We start from the raw sequence: 18,389 nt of genomic DNA, 5'->3' as shown, positions 1-18,389 counted from the left end.
GTACGCCTTTCATTTTGTATTGAACAAATATTTAGTGTGCTCTAAAATTCCATTTAGAATTATCACTATTCATATCAAATTTTGCAAGTGTTGGTGTACTGTCTCCAGAAGAAACTAATGCTAATTTTTCATTAGAATTCGGAACCACTTTTGGCATTATCCTGTAGGTTCCGTCAATTAATTGATCAATACGCCATAATTGTTCTGACGCGCCTGTAAATTTAGGAACGCTTATTAATTCACCCTCTTGTGTGGCTGCTAATGCACGTTCTGTTCCTGCTATTATTATTTTATAATACGGTGCTCCAAGATATCCTCCTGCATTTGGAGCTGCTGTAATAGTCCATTTTTGATGAGGACGAAACATATAATCTCCTATACGAATATTGGTATTTCCTTTCGGCCAGGTATCCATTACATCTGATAATTGCTGGGAAGGAACAGCTTTTACCGGCTCATTAGGGTCATGCTCCCAAGGACGCATCCTGCCTGGCATGCGAACGAAATCTACAGCTAATTCTAAAGCATATCCTCTTCTCTCCGATTCAATTTCATAAGTTCCTTCTTTGAAATTATCTCCTGCAACCGGCCATCCATTTTTCCATAATAAAGGACGAATACCCAATACGCTGCGTCCGTTTTGATCCAGATCTGCTTCATAATGGCAGGACATTTTTTGAACTCCGTCACCAAGATCAACAAGTCCAAAGTGTCCAGGTCCGTTAACTCTTCCACCTGCTGCTATTACCATTTTACCACCTCCTTTTAACATATCCCTACCCATGTTATCAAGGTATGGGCCTGTAACTTTTTTAGAACGTCCCACCACTATGTTATAAGTAGAATTGGCACCATCACAACAAGTTCCGTGTGTTCCAAGAAGATAATACCATCCATCACGGTATATCAAATCAGTTGCTTCACAATCAATTGCTATATCTATCGCTTTGTTACCTTTTACGCGTGCTCCGGTTTTAGGATCAAGTTCCACAAGACGTATAAAACCGAAATACGTTCCGTAAGAACACCATAATCTGCCATCGGTAGGATCTAAAAGAAGTCCCGGATCAATTGCATCATTATCTTCCATATTACTGGAAGAAGCAACCACTATAGGTTCTGAATATTTAAAGTTTGGAGAATTTGGATCAAGAGTCTTGTTCCACATCGTATTTATTTGTCCGTCATGACTACCTCCAAGTCCACCACCAGTTGAGCCGTAAGCAATAAGATAGCGATCACCAATTTTTACTACATCAGGAGCAGCTCCTCCCCCTGGTCTTACGCCTCCTTCATTCCAGGTCCAGCCATCCTCAGATATTAATCCGCCTCCACGAGTGCCAAATGTGTAATACTTTCCTTCACATTCCATGATAGTAGAAGGATCATGTATAAATGGTTTTCCTATTTGGGCATTTACTGTGCCAGTAAACCATATTGATAAAAAGGCTGTTGTGCCTATTAATTTATTTCTTATTTTCATAATAATTTCAAAATTTATACAAATGAGATTAATTTTATTCCAGAGTAATCGTTAAATTCTTAACCGGCTGCCCTTTTTCATCCAAGAAACGAACACAAAAATCACTCATTCCGGGCCCGTTGATTACTACACCGCGAATTATATTTTTTCCTTTGTTAAGTGTTAAACGTGGCGAGACACAATCATCCATTACCATACGTCTGTCTCCTGAAAGCAATACAGCTTCTTTTTCATTTACCCACCACATTGATGCTGAATTTGAACCTACTGCCATTCTTACATTTTTCATTTCCTTTGGGCTGTTCACTACTGTTACTGACCAAAACAAAACGCCGTATATTTCTTTTTTTAATCCATAAGCGAAACGAAATAATTTTACATTGAATTTTTTACTGTCCAGTGCATGCCATGTTAGCTCCTGATCCCCAACTTTTACCTTATCTCCACTCTTAGGAAGAACTGTAAACTGATTTGGAAAATACTCGGTAGAAAATGCGGTCCTGAGGTAACTATCTGTAAAGACAGTATTACTGCTATTGGGTTTATTAATTGGTTCTAATAGTAACCACCGTTGAATAAATCCTTCAGAATCTGGTGTTTTTTTTGATTTTGTTGCAGGACTAAAGTAAGACTCGATGCTTCTTACTGTATCGTTTTTAGCATTAGGATCAATTTTGCCTCCTGATGAGACAGTAAATCCTTGTAAACCTAATGTTGCCAAAAATACAAAGCACATTACTTTCAAGAATGTTTTGTGTTTAATTTTCATAATAGTTAATAGTTTTTTTACAGTTTTTCGGTTTTTTATTATTGGTTCATTCAAAAAATTAGTACAATTTTTTACTAAAATACAAATAAAAACAACCGGTTGTAATTTTATATATCATTTTACATTTAAAGCAATCAAAAGTAAAAATTGGCATACATATGAAAAGATTCTATATTGAAAAATGATTTTTTTATGAAATTAATTGGCATTTTCAGATGGTCAATAAAGTATATTTGTAAACTTAAAACTTCTTTATTTGGTTTTAAGTTCAATATTTCCAGACAATTATATACTTGTCGTTATATTCAATTAATAAATGAAGTAATCCGATAATCTGAATAATTAAAGAAAAGGAATACTTTTTAAGAAATAAATAATGCATCAAAAACAACATTGGGACATACTTTTAACCAATCAGGTTAATAAAAAAAAGTTCATAGACACCCTGCTTTCCGGCGAAGCTAAAGAAGAATTAGCGGTTTTTAATAACCAAAAAGGAATTTTATTCTCAGATATTTCGATCGAAAAATTTATCGAAAGGGAATACCAATACGAATCTGTTGAAGCTTCTCCAGAATCCCACAGGCAATTGCGGACTTTTTCTTCCGGTGAACGTAAAAAAGAGTTTTTGAAATACTGTATCAGCCAAAATCCGGATTTTATCATTTTCGATAATCCTTTCGACCATTTAGATCAGGCTTCGCGTCTGGCTTTGGCTCTTTCTTTAGAAAAACTTACTGATACAATATCTATTATTCAGCTTGTAAATCGTACGGTTGATCTAATGGATTTTGTGGTGAATAAAGTCCAAATCAAAGACAACTCTTTTACTTTATATCCTATTTCAAAAACCGAAAACCATTTTAAAACCTTAAATACAGCTGCAATTCCAAAGGCTCATGAAGCAGTGGCTACTTTTCACGAAAGTGAATTAATAAAAATGGATCATGTTTCAGTAAGTTATGAAGATCGAAAAATTCTGGACAACATTTCATGGACCATCAAACAAGGCGAATTCTGGCAGTTAATTGGCCCGAACGGTTCCGGAAAAAGCACTATCTTATCCCTAATTACAGGTGATAACCCGAAAGGATATGGTCAGGATTTATTTTTATTTGGAAGAAAAAAAGGAAGTGGTGAAAGCGTTTGGGAAATCAAAAAGCAAATCGGAATATATACGACTTCTATGATGGATTTGTTCCAAAAAAGCCATACGCTGGAACAAATGATTCTATCAGGTTTCTTTGATTCTATTGGATTGTATACAGAACCTACTACTTTGCAAAAACAAATTGTGACACAATGGCTCGAAGTAATTGAAATGAGTCATTTAAAAAAGAAACGTTTTATAGACCTTTCAATCGGTCAGCAAAGAGTAGCACTAATTGTTCGTGCGGTTTTAAAACATCCGCCTTTATTAATTCTGGATGAACCTGTGGAAGGTCTGGACGACGAAAACGTAGATTTGGTGATTCAGTTAATCAATACTATCAAACAGCAAACCAATGTAGCTATTTTGTACGTTTCACACAGAATCGAATCAGGTCTTGCACCTACATCGATTCTTGAGCTTATTCCTTCTAAAACGGGATCAGTTGGCAGGATTAAATAACACTTTAAAAACATAAAATAGTAACTTTATATGGTTACAAAGCTTTACTTTTTTACAACCTGGTAGCTACTTTTGGAGGTTCGAAAAAACAAAACAACCTTTTTAAAATCGATTTAAAAAAGGTTGTTTTATTCTTAAATAGTTATGGTGGCACTTCTTTTAGCTGTCGCTTTTTTTATCTTTTATTTTTATTTTCAATTCCTTTGTAATCTGTTTTACAAATTTCTCCTTGTCTTTTCTGGCTTCCTGAATTGTTGCTTTTAGGTCAACTGGCATTTCGTAATATTTATCCGCCCAAATATAGACTTCCATAATTATGGGCAATAAGTCAATTCCTTTTGGGGTCAGTTTGTACAAAAATTTTGCTTTACTGTCCGGGTGAGCTGATTTTTCAATAATACCATTTTCTTCAAGCCCTTTCAGTCTAGATGCTAAAATATTGGTAGCTATACCTTCATCTGACTTTAAAAAATCATTATAAGTACATTTATTTCCGAACATCAAATCTCTGATAATGAGCAAAGACCACTTGTCTCCAAACACGTCAAGAGAGCAGCTCAGTGGGCAGTTTGATCTTTTTTTATTCAATTCCATAAATTATTTTTAAATTTTAACTTGCATTTTAAAAGTTGTTTATATATTTGCACTTGCATTTAGCAAGCTAATTTACAGATAAATTAAAACAAATAAAAATGAAAAAAAATATTTTAGTAACGGGTGCAAGTTCAGGCTTTGGTTTACTTATCGCAAACGAGTTACACAAAAACGGTTATAATGTAATTGGCACAAGTCGGAATTCTGAAAAGTATATAGGTAAGGTTCCTTTTCAAATGATAGCATTAGACCTTGATTCAGAACAATCGATAAATAGTTTTTCGGAAAGAATTTTTAAGAAAATAGGGCAATTGGATATTCTTATCAATAATGCCGGCTTTTTAGTCTCAGGTATTGCAGAAGAAACACCTGTTGAGTTGGGCAGACAACAATTGGAAACTAACTTTTGGGGAACTATTAAAGTAACTAATGCTGTATTACCCCATTTTAGAAAACAAAAATTTGGTAAAATAATTACTGTTGGTTCAATTATAGGGCTTGTGTCATTTCCTAATGCAGCTTACTATGCGGCTTCAAAACACGCATTGGAAGGTTATTTTAAAGCATTAAGATACGAATTGAACGAGTTTAACATTAGTGTTGCCATGATTGAACCGGCTGCTTTTAAAACAAGCATTTTAGATAATTCCACTACAACATTAAATAAAATTGAAGATTACAATACGTTAAGAAATAAGATTGAAAAATTCACAGAAAATTTGGTAGATCAGGCCGAAGATCCTGCGATGGTTGCAGAAAAAGTGCTTAAAGTAGTTCAAACAGATAAACCAAAATTTAGAAATATTGTGGGTAAAGGGACTTCTGCCTTAATAAACCTGCAACATTTTGCTTATGGAGTTTTAGAAAAAAATGTTCTTAAACAATTAAACAAAGCCTAAAAAAATGAAAGCATTCATAGTAAAAAAATACGGCAAAAAAGAAAAATTACATTTGACAGATTGGGCAGTACCAAGTGTAAACGAAAATGATGTATTGGTACAAGTTCATTCGGCAGGTGTTAATTTATTAGATTCACTTATTAGAAATGGTGATTTTAAACTGTTTTTACCCTACAAGCCATCATTTGTAAATGGACACGATGTGGCAGGTATTGTAACCAAAATAGGTTCTAAAGTCAGCAAGTTTAAGGTTGGCGACGAAGTGTATTCTCGTCCCTCAGATTATAGGGTTGGTACTTTTGCTGAATACATTTCTATTGATGAAAATGATGTTGCCTTAAAACCCAAAAACCTTTCAATGGAGGAAGCAGGTTCTATTCCTTTGGTTGGGCTAACTGCCTGGCAGGCTCTTGTTGAAATAGGAAAAATACAAAAAGGGCAAAAAGTTTTCATTCAGGCTGGTTCTGGTGGTGTTGGCACATTTGCTATTCAGTTAGCAAAGCATTTGGGGGCTTTTGTTGCCACAACTACAAGCGCAAAAAATATTGAATTAGTAAAATCTCTTGGTGCCGATCTTATTATTGATTACAAAACGGAAGATTTTGAAACAAAACTGAAAGATTATGATCTTGTTTTGCACAGTAACAGAGATTCGAAAATTTTAGAAAAATCATTACGAATTTTAAAGTCTGGCGGGCAGCTTGTTTCATTAGTTGGCCCACCAACGCCTGAATTTGCCACAACAATTGGTTTGCCCTGGTATTTAAAATTAGTAACGAAATTGATTAGTCTGGGAGTAAAGAAAAAAGCAAAAAAATTAAACAGCAATTTTATATTTCTGTTTATGAGAGCAGAAGGCAGACAGTTAAGCGAAATAACAAAACTGATTGAAGCTGGGATTATAAAACCTGTTATTGATAAAGTCTTTTCATTCGAACAGACTAACGAAGCATTGTCTTATGTTGAAACAGGGAGATCCAGAGGAAAAGTAGTAATTAAGATTAAGTAATTTTTGTATGTACAGCTCGGTAAATTTCAGTTACCATAATAACTATTGTGAAAACTAATTCTCTAAGACCATAAAACATTTTTGCTTATTGATTCCAAATAAAAATGCCCCATAAATATTAAATTATTGTGGGGCATTTATTTCTAATTTTTATCTTCTAATAATGGCACAAATCTAAATTCTCCAAACTCATGTTTTTCAAATTGCGTTTCGTTTTTTCGGATTAACAATGTCATAATCTGAACGTCTTCCCCAAGTGGAATAACCAGTCTTCCTCCTATTTTTAACTGTGCCATCAACGGCTTCGGAATAAAGGGAGCACCGGCAGTAACAATAATACTGTCAAACGGAGCATGATTAGGAAGTCCTTTATATCCATCCCCAAATGAAAGATGTTTTGGTCTGATATTTAATTTCGGAAATAGATTCGAAGTTGTTTTAAACAGCTCTTTCTGTCTTTCAACGCTATAAACTTTGGCTCCAAGCATAAATAAAACAGCAGTCTGATAGCCAGATCCTGTACCAATTTCTAGAATTTTATGATCTTTTTTTACTTCCAGTAGCTGCGATTGAAAAGCAACCGTGTAGGGCTGCGAAATAGTCTGCCCTGCTCCTATAGGAAAAGCCTTATCCTGATAAGCGTAATCTTCAAAACTCGAATTTAAAAAAAGGTGTCTCGGGATTTTTTTTATCGCATCCAAAACCGCTTTATCAGTAATCCCTTTTTGCTCTAAAGTGCTTACTAATTGATTGCGAAGTCCTTGATGTTTGGCAGTATCTTTCAAAATAGGTAGGTTTTATTTTCGCAAAAATAAGAAACAAAACAGGAAATCAAATATTGATTTTTAATTATTAAATTAATAAAGTTGAAGGTTAAAAGTGAAAAGTCGAAAGCCCTTACTCCTAATTCAGAATTTACAATTCACAATTAGCTAAATTCTTTTTCACTTTCGACAAATAAATTCTATTTTTGTTTAAAATACATTCAAATGTTAAAAGTAGGAGTTTTAGGTGCCGGTCACTTAGGTAAAATACATTTACGCTTATTACAACAGTCTGACAAATATGAATTAGTTGGATTTTACGATGAAAATCAGGAAAATGCCGAAAGAATCTCAAAAGAGTTCGGCTATAAAAACTTCAACACAATAGCAAAATTAATCCACGCCGTGGATGTAATCGATATTGTAACCCCAACCCTTTCGCACTATAAATGCGCTAAAGTAGCCATCAAATCAGGAAAACATATCTTCATAGAAAAACCAATTGCCAACACTGTTGAAGAGGCCGAAGAAATAATTGCTTTGGCAAACGAGTACAATGTAAAAGGTCAGGTCGGTCATGTAGAACGTTTTAATCCTGCTTTTATCGCTACCAAAAACATGATCGAAAATCCGATGTTCATAGAGACACATCGTTTAGCCGAATTTAATCCTCGCGGTACAGATGTACCAGTAGTCCTGGACTTAATGATTCATGATATTGATGCGATTTTGAGTGTTGTAAATTCAAAGGTAAAACACATTAATGCCAGTGGTGTTTCGGTAATTAGTGAAACTCCGGATATAGCCAATGCCCGAATTGAATTCGAAAATGGCTGTGTTGCCAATTTAACTGCAAGCCGAATTTCGATGAAAAACATGCGCAAAACACGTTTTTTTCAAAAAGATGCCTATATTTCAGTCGATTTTTTAGAGAAAAAATGTGAAGTAGTCCGTATGAAAGACGCCCCAGAAGTTCCGGGAGATTTTGACATGATCCTTCAAAATGCTGAAGGAGTGAAAAAACAAATCTATTTTACCAATCCGGATGTAGAACAGAACAACGCCATTTTAGACGAATTAAATGCATTTGCTGATGCCATCAATAATAATACAACTCCGGTTGTAACATTGGAACAGGCAACAGATGCTTTACGTGTGGCATACCAAATAATTGACTGTTTTAAAAAATAAGACAAAATATAAATTGTAAATTTAAGGTTTAAAGCTTGCTGAAAAGTAACTTTAAACCTTAAATTTTAAAATATAAATACAAAATTAAATGAGAACTATAGCTGTAATTGGTGCCGGAACTATGGGTAACGGAATTGCACATACTTTTGCACAAAGCGGTTTTACTGTAAAACTGATTGATGTTTCTGAAAAAGCACTAGACAAAGGAATGGCAACTATTGCTGCTAATCTCGACAGAATGCTGGCTAAAGGAACAATAACGCAGGAAGAAGTTGCCAGAACAATCACCAATATCATTACCTATACTGATATTAAGGATGGAGTTGTCGGGGTTGATTTAGTAGTAGAAGCAGCAACTGAAAACGTTGAACTAAAACTGAATATCTTCAAACAATTAAACGAATCCTGCTCACACAATACAATCTTAGCAACGAATACATCTTCTATTTCAATTACACAAATTGGAGCTGTAGTCGCACATCCTGAACGCGTTATCGGAATGCATTTTATGAATCCGGTTCCGATTATGAAGCTGGTAGAAATCATTCGCGGTTATAATACCAGCGATGAAGTAACCAAAATCATCATGAATTTATCTGAGAAATTAGGTAAAACACCTGTTGAAGTAAACGATTATCCGGGTTTTGTTGCCAATCGAATTTTGATGCCTATGCTAAACGAGGCAATTGAAACGTTATATAACAAAGTTGCGGGAGTTTACGAAATCGATACGGTTATGAAATTAGGAATGGGACATCCAATGGGACCGCTCCAATTAGCTGATTTTATTGGTCTTGATGTTTGTCTTGCCATTTTAAATGTAATGTACGACGGCTTCAAAAACCCTAAATATGCTCCCTGCCCGTTATTAGTTAATATGGTAAGGGCTGGGAAATTAGGCGTAAAATCTGGTGAAGGTTTTTATGATTACAGCGAAAGTAAAAAGGCAGAGAAGATTTCTAAACAATTTCTTTCTGCATAAAAAATTTAATAATGTCAATAGCATCGAACTTAAATAAAATCAAAGAAAGCTTACCTGAACATGTTACATTAGTTGCGGTTTCAAAAACAAAACCTGTTTCAGATTTGATTCAGGCTTACGAAGCCGGCCAGCGAATTTTTGGCGAAAATAAAATTCAGGAAATGGCCGATAAATATCAGCAAATGCCAAAAGACATTCAATGGCATATGATTGGTCATGTTCAGTCGAATAAAGTCAAATTCATGGCACCGTTTGTAAATTTGATTCATGGAGTTGACAGCTTAAAATTATTACAGGAAATCAACAAACAGGCGCTAAAAAACAATCGCGTTATAGATTGCCTGCTTCAGATATACATTGCCGAAGAAGAAACTAAATTTGGTCTTGACGAAAAAGAACTTTCAGAATTATTGTCTTCATCAGAATTTAAAGAGATGAAAAATATTCGTATCTTAGGATTAATGGGAATGGCAACTTTTACAGAAAACCAAAACCAGATCAAAAAAGAATTCCTGTATTTAAAATCCATTTTTGATTCATTGCAAAACAAAGACGCACAATGCAGGGATACACAGCAATGTATTTCTACAGCAGCACATTTTTCTACGATTTCAATGGGAATGTCCGGTGATTATCAATTGGCTATCGAATGCGGAAGTACCATGGTTAGGATTGGGAGCAGCATTTTTGGAGGGAGATAAAAGTCAATGGCAATGACAATGACAATGGCAATATCAATTTTAAAATTTAAAATATAAATGGAAAAAATATTCAATTTTGATGATCGTCTGATTCGTTTTGCTGGAGAATGTATATTTTTTACAAGACAATTAGAAAGAATTTTTGAAAATGAATATTATAAAAACCAATTAATCAGATCGTCTGGAAGTGCTTCTTTAAATTTCGGTGAAGCACAGGGTACAGTAACTGATAAAGATTTTATATTTAAAGTTTCATTAGTTGTAAAAGAATTAAAGGAATCCAGAAATTCTTTAAAAATATTAGATTATATAAAAGAAGGTGATAACGATAAAAGAAACAAGCTTCTTACTGAAGTAGAACAACTTATTGCAATTTCATCAAAAATGATAATAAATAAAAAGTAATTTTTCAATAACAATAGCAATACAATGACAATTTCAATAAAGAATTTCAATTTTAAAACATTGATTTTTGACATTGTAATTGATATTGATTTTTGATATTGTCATTGATTTTTGACATTTGAAAATGTACGCAATATTAGACATAGAAACCACCGGAGGGCAATTCAATGAAGAAGGAATTACCGAAATCGCCATCTATAAATTCGATGGTCATGAAGTAGTTGATCAGTTCATCAGCCTTGTCAATCCTGAGATTCCGATTCAGCCTTTTGTGGCTAAATTAACCGGAATCAACAATGCTATGCTGAGTTCTGCGCCTAAGTTTTATGAAGTTGCCAAACGAATTATTGAAATTACTTCAGACTGTATTATTGTAGCGCACAACGCCTCTTTTGATTATAGGATCCTGCGTACTGAATTCAGACGCTTAGGTTATAATTTCGAATCTAAAACACTTTGTACTGTTGAACTGGCTCAAAAATTAATTCCAGAACAGCCTTCTTACAGTTTAGGAAAATTAGTCCGTTCACTCGGAATTCCGATAGCCGACAGACATCGTGCCAGCGGAGACGCCATTGCGACAACTAAACTATTCAAAATATTACTGGAAAAAGACCTGGAAAAAACCATTGTCAAAGATTTTGTGAAATTTGAAATTGAAAAAGGGATTTCACCAAAGCTTCAGGATCTTGTAAACCAGATGCCTGCTAAAACCGGTGTGTATTACATTCATAACGAAGGCGGAAATTTAATTTACATCGGCAAGAGCCAAAATATCCGAAAAAGAGTCAATCAGCATTTTACCGGAATTACAACCAAGAGCAAAAGAATTCAGGCAGAAGTTTTTACCATTACCTATGAAGAAACAGGAAGCGAATTAATTGCTTTATTAAAAGAAAGCCAGGAAGTAAAAATAAATCGCCCGAGATACAATCGCTCACAAAAAAAGACTGTTTTCCCGTACGCCATTTATGTAGAAAAAGATGCAAACGGTTATCTGAATGTAAGCATCGGAAAAGCCGATGGACGCAAAAAAGAAATTACGTCATTCGCTTCTTTGCAGGAAGGCAAAAATGCGCTTTTCAAATTTACTGCAAAGTACCATCTATGCCAAAAACTAACAGGTTTATATCAAACTAAAAAAGAGTGTTTTCAATATAAAATCAAAGAATGTGACGGTGCCTGCATCGGCGAAATCACTCCTGAAATCTACAATTTAAGAGTACAGCAGTTTATTTCTGAAAACAGTTTTGAAAACAAAAGCATGATTCTGCTCGACAGAGGGCGAAACGTAAACGAAAGAAGTGCTATTTTAATCGAAAACGGAATTTATAAAGGTTATGCTTATTATGATTTAAATTATCAGATTACCAATATCGAAATCCTGAAAAAAATCCTGATTCCGATGCAGCACAATCGCGACGTAAAAAACATTATTCAGCAATACATCCGAAAAAGCAAGTCTTTAAAAATACTTTACTTTTAGCAAACAGAACTTTGATTATCTTTAAGGATATGAAAAAGAAAAAATCACAATACGAAATCTTTAGGGAAAAAGTCAAAATCGTTCTTTACGGCACCAATACCATGTTAGGACGAATGTTCGATTTGGTTCTTTTAGGCCTGATTTTATTGAGCGTTTTATTAATCATGCTCGACACCGTTCAAGGAATCAGTTCTAAATACCATTACCAGTTATGGATCTGCGAATGGATAATCACCATCTTTTTCACCATTGAATATGTCTTAAGGATTATTTCTATACAAAAACCGGTCAAATATATTTTCAGCTTTTACGGAATAATTGACTTATTAGCCGTTTTACCCATGTATTTGTCGATATTTTTCCCCGGAGCCAGTATTTTATCCATCGTAAGAGCACTTCGTTTCCTTCGTTTATTCAAAATCCTTCAGCTTCCGCAGATTTCTCATCAGTCATTTCAGTTAAAAGAAGCTATTGACGCCAGTAAGGAAAAAATCCTGGTTTTTATCTATTTTGTCCTCATCAGTACTGTAATCATTGGCTCTTTAATGTATCTGGTCGAAGGCAAAGATTCCGGATTTACAAGTATTCCAATGGGTATTTACTGGACAATTGTAACACTTACAACGGTGGGTTATGGAGATATTTCTCCGCAAACCCCTTTAGGCCAGTTTATAGCCGCACTGGTCATGATTTTGGGTTACGGAATCATAGCAGTTCCAACCGGAATAGTTACAGCCGAATTTGCCAAGAAAAGCCTTCGTGACAATACTGTCAGTACAAAAAACTCCTGTCAGATATGCGGTTCAAAACTTCATTTTGATAACGCTAAATTCTGTCATGAATGCGGAAGTGAATTACATCATTAATTTTTAGAAGCTATTCCGGCTGTACATTGCAACTCCTCCTTATCTTTGTTGTTTTTTAAAGTCCTAAAAGCAGCTTCTAAAGTCGCTTCTTTTACGCCACAAAAACGAACAAATATAAGTCCGGGGTTTTCATTTCCATCCGGGCTAAAAAACATATGAAATACCTAATTACCATCGTCGGACCAACAGCCATAGGCAAAACAGCCCTGAGTATTGCTTTGGCACAACATTTTAAATGCGAAATCATATCATGTGACAGCCGTCAGTTTTTCAGTGAAATGACCATTGGTACAGCCGTTCCGAATCAGGAAGAACTTGCAGCTGCAACACATCATTTCATCCAAAATAAATCGATATTCGAAAATTATACTGTTGGCGATTACGAAAAAGAAGCTTTAGCAAAAATCGAAGAATTGTACCAAAATAATGATTTTGTAATTCTTATCGGTGGTTCCGGATTGTATGTCGATGCCGTTTTAAAAGGTTTTGATGAGTTTCCTGAAATCGATCCAAAAGTACGCTCAGAAGTAAATTCAAATTACGAAAAACTCGGAATCGAGTATCTTCAGGAACAATTAAGAAATCTGGATACTGATTACTTTCAGAAAATCACTTTAGAAAATCCGCAGACACTTCAAAACCCTCAAAGGATGATGCGTTTTGTTGAAGTTTGCATCGGAACTAAAAAACCATATTCCTCTTTTTTGAATCAAAAGAAAAACAACCGAAACTTTACCCCAATTTTAATTGGTTTAGAAGCCGACAGGGAAATAATGTACAACCGTATCAATCATCGTGTCGATATTATGATGAACGAAGGCTTGCTGGAAGAAGCCAAAGCCTTGTATCCTAATAAAGCGTTAAATGCGCTTCAAACGGTCGGTTATAGGGAATTATTCAGTTATTTTGACAGAGAATTCACTTTGCCTTTCGCTATAGACGAAATCAAAAAAAACACAAGACGATTTTCTAAAAGACAATTAACGTGGTTCAAACGAAACGAAAACACCAAATGGTTTGATTATGCTGAAGATAGAAAAGTAATTATAAATTATATTGAGGAAATTGTAAAATAAAATCTTTCTTCTTTAATATTTATTCTATTTTCGAAAAAATCCAAAATCTAAGAAGTTCAACAATCTAAGAAGTCTAAATTAAAATGCCAATATCACCAAACTTTACCTCCATTCTAAGCAAAGACTGGGAAATCAATTTTACACAATGTACCCCAAACGGTTTTTTAAAATATACAGACCTCTGCAATATTTTACAGTTAACAGCGGCGGCTCATTCAGAAATTGGCGGTATCAGTTTTTATGATATGCAGGAATTTCATCAGGCATGGGTTTTAAGCCGAATGCGTGTAGAAGTTGATGCTTTGCCAAAATCAGGGGATATTGTAACGGTAACCACCTGGATCAACAGCCTTGAAAATTCACGTTCTGTACGTGCACTGGAAATGCATGTCAATGGAAAAAAAATAGTGGGTTGCGAAACGTATTGGGCGGTTTTTAACACTCAATTACGCCGTCCGGAAGCTTTGGCATTACCTTATGAACATTTTGAATTATTTCCGGATAAAAGAGCCACAACAGAAGGCTTTTCAAAAATCAATATCAATCACGAAAAAGAAGCTGTATTCGAAAAAATAGTTTATTTATCGGATCTTGATATTGTCAATCATGTTAATAATGTAAAATATCTGGAATGGTGTCTCGATCATGTCAACCCTAAAAGAATTCTGAAGCAGGAAGTAAAAAGCTTTGAAATGAATTTCATGAAGGAGCTTTCATTAAAGGATACTGTAATAATTCACGAAAGTGATATTGAAGACAACTCAGCCACAACTTTTAGTATCACCAAAGGAGAAAAAACCTGTTATGCCTTACAACTAAACTGGAAAAAATAAAGGCTTTATTAAAACATTCATAAAGCAAAAAAGCTGGTTTCAATTAAGAAAACAGCTTTTTTTATATGTATTAAAACGCGATTTTACTTCTCACATTTTACAAAAATCATTTTACTTTTAGATAAACACACTCAGAACAAAATAAACCAATCCTGCCAATAAAGCCGAAATAGGAATCGTCAATACCCAAGCCCAGATCAAACTTACAGTAACACCCCATCTAACAGCAGATACACGCTTTGTTAATCCAACCCCGATAATAGATCCTGTAATGGTATGCGTTGTACTTACCGGAATCTTTAAATGCTCTGTAAAGTAAAGTGTTAAAGCACCTGCAGTTTCAGCAGCAACACCTTCAAACGAACTTACTTTTGTGATTTTGGAACCCATTGTTTTTACAATTTTCCATCCTCCGCTCAAAGTTCCCGCAGCAATAGCAGAATAACATGCTAAGGGAATCCAAGGCGGCATCTTAAATTCACCTGTTTCAGAAGGCAGAACTACATCTAACCACTCATCCATCTTAACTCCATGATGTGTATTAATATACACAACTACAGCTGCTGCAATAATACCCATTACTTTTTGCGAATCGTTTCCTCCATGTCCTAAACTAAAAGCCGCTGAAGATAGTAATTGCATTTTCTTTAACGCACCATCTGCCTGATGAATATTCAGACTACTAAATATCAAACAAAAAGCACTCACAGTCAATACAATAAATGCTACTAAAAGCCACTTAATATTATGTGGCTCAAAAGCAACACTCCAAAAAACAGAAGATTCAAAACGAGGTTTATGTCCGTCTTTTATAATTTCCTCATAAGGAATCATTTGCGTGTAAACAAACCAAATAGTGGCAATCATTAAAAGAACTGTAAATATTTTTGGACCTATATTTTTTCTTGAAGCATTTAAAAGCCAAATAGAAATTAAATATGATGCCAAAGCCCCTACCAAAGGTGCAAGTACAATAAAAGCTATAATAATAAGAACTCCAGACGGCATTCCACCATCTTTACCTGCTTTGTACCAGCTTACAATTTCGTACCAGTAATGTGTTGTACCGTCTTCACCAATATAACCTGAAAAACCGTGAACCGCAATGGCATGTGCCACAGCTGCACCTGCAAAACCACCAATTAAAGTATGTGATGAACTTGAAGGAATTCCTAACCACCAGGTTAGTAAATTCCAGCAGATTGCAGCTATTACCCCAGCTAAAATTACCACCAAATCTATTTGCATAGTATCTGCAGTTTTAGCAACAGTATCCGCAACACCAAATCCAAAGACCCAATAAGCGAGAAAGTTAAAAAATGCTGCCCAAAGTACGGCCTGAAAAGGAGATAAAACCTTTGTAGCAACAACAGTAGCTATAGCATTTGCCGCATCATGAAAACCATTGATGTAATCAAAAATTAAAGCTAATACTATAATAATTATAAGTATAGTCATAAAATTATAACTTCAGAATTGAAATAAATTGAATTAAGAATGTTTTACAGAAATAGATTCCAGTATGTTGGCAACGCTCTTACACTTGTCTGTTGCTGATTCTAAAACAGATAACACTTCTTTATATTTAATGATATTTTTAGCGTCTGTTTCGTTTTCAAAAATTTCAAAAACTGCTTTGTTATAAACGTTATCAGATTTGTTTTCCAGTTTGTTGATTCTGGAACAGGCATCCTTAATAACTTTGAAATTCTTTAAATTTCTTAATTCTTTTACTGCACTGTCAATGTTCTGACAAGCTTCAAGGTTAATCTCTGTCATTTTTCTGATTGACTTTGTAATCTTATCAACCTGATACAATTTCATTCTGCTTGATGCTCCGTGCAGGTAATCCGCAACGTTATCAATCGAAGTGATCAATGTATGAATATCCTCTCTGTCAAACGGAGTAATAAAGTTTCTGCTCAGCTCCAGATTGGTCTGACGTGTAATGTCTTCTCCTTTTTGCTCTAATTCATCAATTTTCTGAAAAAGGACTTCTCTTTCTTTTAATGGAAGGTTTACAGCTTCGTGTAAGTTAGAAGCTAATTCAATTAAATTGCTTGAAGCCTCTTCAAAAAGTGGAAAGAATTTTTTGTCTTTCGGCACTAAAAATTGGAAAATACTGTTTATTGACATTTTTATATTTTTGATAGTGCAAAATTACTTCATTAATATTTTGCAATGTTAAGCCATTGTTAACAAATCGTTTTCAATTTGGAAACTATTTAGAAACAAAATAGTCTTCTCAATATCATAATGTAAAATCCTGTCTTCCTTAACCAAAGGCACAATTTCTCTGTAACTGCTTAAAAACATTTCAATGAAATCACTGGATTTCAAAGGCTCTCTGTATGCAATTGCCTGCGAAGCATTCAACAATTCGATTGCCAGAATACGTTCTAAATTATCCATAACCTTTAAGGCCTTTGTTGCCCCATTTGCTCCCATGCTCACATGATCTTCCTGTCCGTTGCTCGAAACAATACTATCAACACTTGAAGGTGTTGCTAACTGTTTGTTCTGACTTGCAATACTTGCCGCTGTGTATTGCGGAATCATAAATCCTGAATTCAGTCCCGGGTTATCAACTAAAAATGCAGGGAGATTTCGCAGTCCTGAAATCAACTGATAGGTTCTTCTTTCAGAAATGCTTCCTAATTCCGCCAAAGCAATTGCCATAAAATCCAAGGCTAAAGCCAAAGGCTGCCCATGGAAATTTCCACCAGAGATTATCTGATCGGATTCTATAAATATATTTGGATTGTCTGTAACCGAATTAATTTCGGTCTTGAATACTTTTCGAACATAATCAATCGCATCTTTTGAAGCACCGTGAACCTGAGGCATACAACGGAAAGAATACGGATCCTGAACGTGTTTTTTTTGCTGCGTAATAATTTCACTTCCTTCTAAAAATTCATTTATTCGCTGTGCGGTTACAATCTGACCTTTATGTGGGCGTATAAAATGTATCAATTCGTTAAACGGCTCAATTCTTCCATCAAAAGCTTCGAGCGAAATGGTTCCGATTAAATCAGCCAGATACGAATATTTATAGGCTTTAATCAATATATGAACACCATAAGCCCCCATAAACTGTGTTCCGTTCAATAAAGCCAACCCTTCTTTTGACTGCAAAACAATCGGCTCCCAGTTAAAATGCTTTAAAACTTCAGCAGAAGCCATTTTTTTTCCTTCAAAATAAACTTCGCCCTCTCCTATTAAAGGTAAAGACAGATGTGCCAAAGGAGCCAAATCACCAGAAGCCCCTAATGAACCCTGAGTATATATTACAGGAAGAATATCATTATTATAAAAATCAACCAGACGGTTTAATGTCTGCAGCTGAATACCCGAATGTCCATAGCTCAGAGACTGAATTTTCAGCAACAGCATCAGTTTTACAATTTCAGCAGGAACTTCTTCACCGGTTCCGCAGGCATGTGACTTCACCAGGTTTTCCTGAAGTTTAGATAAGTTTTCATTCGAAATTTTCACACTGTAAAGTGACCCAAAACCAGTATTGATTCCATAAATAGGTTCTGAATGTGAGGCCATTTTTTTATCCAGATAATCCCGGCATTTCTGAACATTTACTTTGGCTTCTTCAGATAATTCTAATGCCTTATCGTGACTTAAAATTTCCTGCAAAGTTTCTAAAGTTATAGTTTCAGTACTAATATAATGGATTTCCCTCATGGTGATTTCAAATTAAAACA

The 18,389-nt window shown here is 34.8% G+C and carries 19 protein-coding genes; 11 read left to right on the top strand and 8 right to left on the bottom strand.

The window, feature by feature from the left end; all coding sequences use genetic code 11:
• Positions 1 to 31: 31 nt before the first annotated feature.
• A complete protein-coding gene (locus P5P89_RS18015) occupies positions 32 to 1,483 on the bottom strand; it encodes a family 43 glycosylhydrolase (RefSeq protein WP_278009552.1) in 1,452 nt (483 codons plus the stop codon).
• Between the two features lie 34 nt (positions 1,484 to 1,517).
• Positions 1,518 to 2,252: a hypothetical protein gene (locus P5P89_RS18010; RefSeq protein WP_278009551.1), complete on the bottom strand. Its 735-nt coding sequence runs from the start codon at positions 2,250 to 2,252 to the stop codon at positions 1,518 to 1,520.
• Positions 2,253 to 2,628: 376 nt separating this feature from the next.
• On the opposite strand from P5P89_RS18010, the gene P5P89_RS18005 reads away from it, so the two are divergent.
• Positions 2,629 to 3,864 carry an ATP-binding cassette domain-containing protein gene (locus P5P89_RS18005; RefSeq protein ID WP_278009550.1) on the top strand — a complete coding sequence of 412 codons (1,236 nt, stop codon included), beginning with the start codon at positions 2,629 to 2,631 and terminating at the stop codon, positions 3,862 to 3,864.
• A gap of 159 nt (positions 3,865 to 4,023) precedes the next feature.
• On the opposite strand, the gene P5P89_RS18000 is transcribed toward P5P89_RS18005, so the two are convergent.
• On the bottom strand, positions 4,024 to 4,458 hold the full coding sequence (locus P5P89_RS18000) for a winged helix-turn-helix transcriptional regulator (protein ID WP_278009549.1): 435 nt from the start codon (positions 4,456 to 4,458) through the stop codon (positions 4,024 to 4,026).
• Positions 4,459 to 4,556: 98 nt separating this feature from the next.
• On the opposite strand from P5P89_RS18000, the gene P5P89_RS17995 reads away from it, so the two are divergent.
• On the top strand, positions 4,557 to 5,357 hold the full coding sequence (locus tag P5P89_RS17995) for an SDR family oxidoreductase (RefSeq protein WP_278009548.1): 801 nt from the start codon (positions 4,557 to 4,559) through the stop codon (positions 5,355 to 5,357).
• A 4-nt stretch (positions 5,358 to 5,361) separates the two neighbouring features.
• Positions 5,362 to 6,366, top strand: coding sequence for an NADP-dependent oxidoreductase (locus P5P89_RS17990; protein WP_278009547.1), 1,005 nt, complete (start codon positions 5,362 to 5,364; stop codon positions 6,364 to 6,366).
• Between the two features lie 143 nt (positions 6,367 to 6,509).
• Here the strand turns inward: P5P89_RS17990 and P5P89_RS17985 are convergent, their stop codons facing one another.
• Complete coding sequence (locus P5P89_RS17985; RefSeq protein ID WP_278009546.1) at positions 6,510 to 7,151, bottom strand: protein-L-isoaspartate(D-aspartate) O-methyltransferase; 642 nt, start codon at positions 7,149 to 7,151, stop codon at positions 6,510 to 6,512.
• Between the two features lie 204 nt (positions 7,152 to 7,355).
• On the opposite strand from P5P89_RS17985, the gene P5P89_RS17980 reads away from it, so the two are divergent.
• From P5P89_RS17980 to P5P89_RS17955, 6 genes are all read left to right on the top strand, one after another.
• Positions 7,356 to 8,321, top strand: coding sequence for a Gfo/Idh/MocA family protein (locus P5P89_RS17980; protein WP_223680797.1), 966 nt, complete (start codon positions 7,356 to 7,358; stop codon positions 8,319 to 8,321).
• An 88-nt stretch (positions 8,322 to 8,409) separates the two neighbouring features.
• On the top strand, positions 8,410 to 9,303 hold the full coding sequence (locus P5P89_RS17975; protein ID WP_278009545.1) for a 3-hydroxyacyl-CoA dehydrogenase family protein: 894 nt from the start codon (positions 8,410 to 8,412) through the stop codon (positions 9,301 to 9,303).
• An 11-nt stretch (positions 9,304 to 9,314) separates the two neighbouring features.
• Complete coding sequence (locus P5P89_RS17970) at positions 9,315 to 10,004, top strand: YggS family pyridoxal phosphate-dependent enzyme (RefSeq protein ID WP_278009544.1); 690 nt, start codon at positions 9,315 to 9,317, stop codon at positions 10,002 to 10,004.
• Between the two features lie 57 nt (positions 10,005 to 10,061).
• Positions 10,062 to 10,409, top strand: a complete 348-nt coding sequence (locus tag P5P89_RS17965) for a four helix bundle protein (RefSeq protein WP_223680961.1) — start codon at positions 10,062 to 10,064, stop codon at positions 10,407 to 10,409.
• Positions 10,410 to 10,533: 124 nt separating this feature from the next.
• Complete coding sequence (locus tag P5P89_RS17960; protein ID WP_278009543.1) at positions 10,534 to 11,895, top strand: exonuclease domain-containing protein; 1,362 nt, start codon at positions 10,534 to 10,536, stop codon at positions 11,893 to 11,895.
• A gap of 29 nt (positions 11,896 to 11,924) precedes the next feature.
• On the top strand, positions 11,925 to 12,761 hold the full coding sequence (locus tag P5P89_RS17955) for an ion transporter (protein ID WP_278009542.1): 837 nt from the start codon (positions 11,925 to 11,927) through the stop codon (positions 12,759 to 12,761).
• On the opposite strand, the gene P5P89_RS17950 is transcribed toward P5P89_RS17955, so the two are convergent.
• Positions 12,758 to 12,916: a hypothetical protein gene (locus tag P5P89_RS17950; RefSeq protein ID WP_278009541.1), complete on the bottom strand. Its 159-nt coding sequence runs from the start codon at positions 12,914 to 12,916 to the stop codon at positions 12,758 to 12,760. The genes P5P89_RS17955 and P5P89_RS17950 overlap by 4 nt on opposite strands.
• Between P5P89_RS17950 and miaA the strand changes: the two genes are divergently transcribed.
• Positions 12,917 to 13,837, top strand: coding sequence for a tRNA (adenosine(37)-N6)-dimethylallyltransferase MiaA (gene miaA, locus P5P89_RS17945; RefSeq protein WP_278009540.1), 921 nt, complete (start codon positions 12,917 to 12,919; stop codon positions 13,835 to 13,837).
• An 83-nt stretch (positions 13,838 to 13,920) separates the two neighbouring features.
• On the top strand, positions 13,921 to 14,670 hold the full coding sequence (locus P5P89_RS17940) for an acyl-[acyl-carrier-protein] thioesterase (RefSeq protein ID WP_278009539.1): 750 nt from the start codon (positions 13,921 to 13,923) through the stop codon (positions 14,668 to 14,670).
• Between the two features lie 117 nt (positions 14,671 to 14,787).
• Here the strand turns inward: P5P89_RS17940 and P5P89_RS17935 are convergent, their stop codons facing one another.
• The 3 genes from P5P89_RS17935 to hutH are packed head-to-tail and all read right to left on the bottom strand — an operon-like array spanning position 14,788 to position 18,369.
• Entirely contained in the window at positions 14,788 to 16,128 is a 1,341-nt protein-coding gene (locus tag P5P89_RS17935; protein ID WP_278009538.1) for an inorganic phosphate transporter, read from the bottom strand.
• Between the two features lie 33 nt (positions 16,129 to 16,161).
• Positions 16,162 to 16,806, bottom strand: coding sequence for a DUF47 domain-containing protein (locus P5P89_RS17930; RefSeq protein ID WP_223680779.1), 645 nt, complete (start codon positions 16,804 to 16,806; stop codon positions 16,162 to 16,164).
• Between the two features lie 48 nt (positions 16,807 to 16,854).
• On the bottom strand, positions 16,855 to 18,369 hold the full coding sequence (gene hutH, locus P5P89_RS17925; protein WP_278009537.1) for a histidine ammonia-lyase: 1,515 nt from the start codon (positions 18,367 to 18,369) through the stop codon (positions 16,855 to 16,857).
• Positions 18,370 to 18,389 lie beyond the last annotated feature (20 nt).

Origin of the sequence: Flavobacterium gyeonganense (genome assembly GCF_029625295.1) — a bacterium.
Lineage (GTDB): Bacteria > Bacteroidota > Bacteroidia > Flavobacteriales > Flavobacteriaceae > Flavobacterium > Flavobacterium gyeonganense.
This window is presented reverse-complemented; position numbering and strand designations above follow the sequence as displayed.

Coding starts and splice junctions, on each gene's coding strand:
- P5P89_RS17965 (WP_223680961.1), top strand. CDS start 10,062: ATGGAAAAAATATTCAATTTTGATGATCGTCTGATTCGTTTTGCTGGA.
- P5P89_RS18000 (WP_278009549.1), bottom strand. CDS start 4,458: ATGGAATTGAATAAAAAAAGATCAAACTGCCCACTGAGCTGCTCTCTT.
- P5P89_RS17980 (WP_223680797.1), top strand. CDS start 7,356: ATGTTAAAAGTAGGAGTTTTAGGTGCCGGTCACTTAGGTAAAATACAT.
- P5P89_RS18015 (WP_278009552.1), bottom strand. CDS start 1,483: ATGAAAATAAGAAATAAATTAATAGGCACAACAGCCTTTTTATCAATA.
- P5P89_RS17940 (WP_278009539.1), top strand. CDS start 13,921: ATGCCAATATCACCAAACTTTACCTCCATTCTAAGCAAAGACTGGGAA.
- P5P89_RS17935 (WP_278009538.1), bottom strand. CDS start 16,128: ATGACTATACTTATAATTATTATAGTATTAGCTTTAATTTTTGATTAC.
- P5P89_RS17955 (WP_278009542.1), top strand. CDS start 11,925: ATGAAAAAGAAAAAATCACAATACGAAATCTTTAGGGAAAAAGTCAAA.
- P5P89_RS18010 (WP_278009551.1), bottom strand. CDS start 2,252: ATGAAAATTAAACACAAAACATTCTTGAAAGTAATGTGCTTTGTATTT.
- P5P89_RS17970 (WP_278009544.1), top strand. CDS start 9,315: ATGTCAATAGCATCGAACTTAAATAAAATCAAAGAAAGCTTACCTGAA.
- P5P89_RS17930 (WP_223680779.1), bottom strand. CDS start 16,806: ATGTCAATAAACAGTATTTTCCAATTTTTAGTGCCGAAAGACAAAAAA.
- hutH (WP_278009537.1), bottom strand. CDS start 18,369: ATGAGGGAAATCCATTATATTAGTACTGAAACTATAACTTTAGAAACT.
- P5P89_RS17975 (WP_278009545.1), top strand. CDS start 8,410: ATGAGAACTATAGCTGTAATTGGTGCCGGAACTATGGGTAACGGAATT.
- P5P89_RS17995 (WP_278009548.1), top strand. CDS start 4,557: ATGAAAAAAAATATTTTAGTAACGGGTGCAAGTTCAGGCTTTGGTTTA.
- P5P89_RS18005 (WP_278009550.1), top strand. CDS start 2,629: ATGCATCAAAAACAACATTGGGACATACTTTTAACCAATCAGGTTAAT.
- miaA (WP_278009540.1), top strand. CDS start 12,917: ATGAAATACCTAATTACCATCGTCGGACCAACAGCCATAGGCAAAACA.
- P5P89_RS17950 (WP_278009541.1), bottom strand. CDS start 12,916: ATGTTTTTTAGCCCGGATGGAAATGAAAACCCCGGACTTATATTTGTT.
- P5P89_RS17960 (WP_278009543.1), top strand. CDS start 10,534: ATGTACGCAATATTAGACATAGAAACCACCGGAGGGCAATTCAATGAA.
- P5P89_RS17990 (WP_278009547.1), top strand. CDS start 5,362: ATGAAAGCATTCATAGTAAAAAAATACGGCAAAAAAGAAAAATTACAT.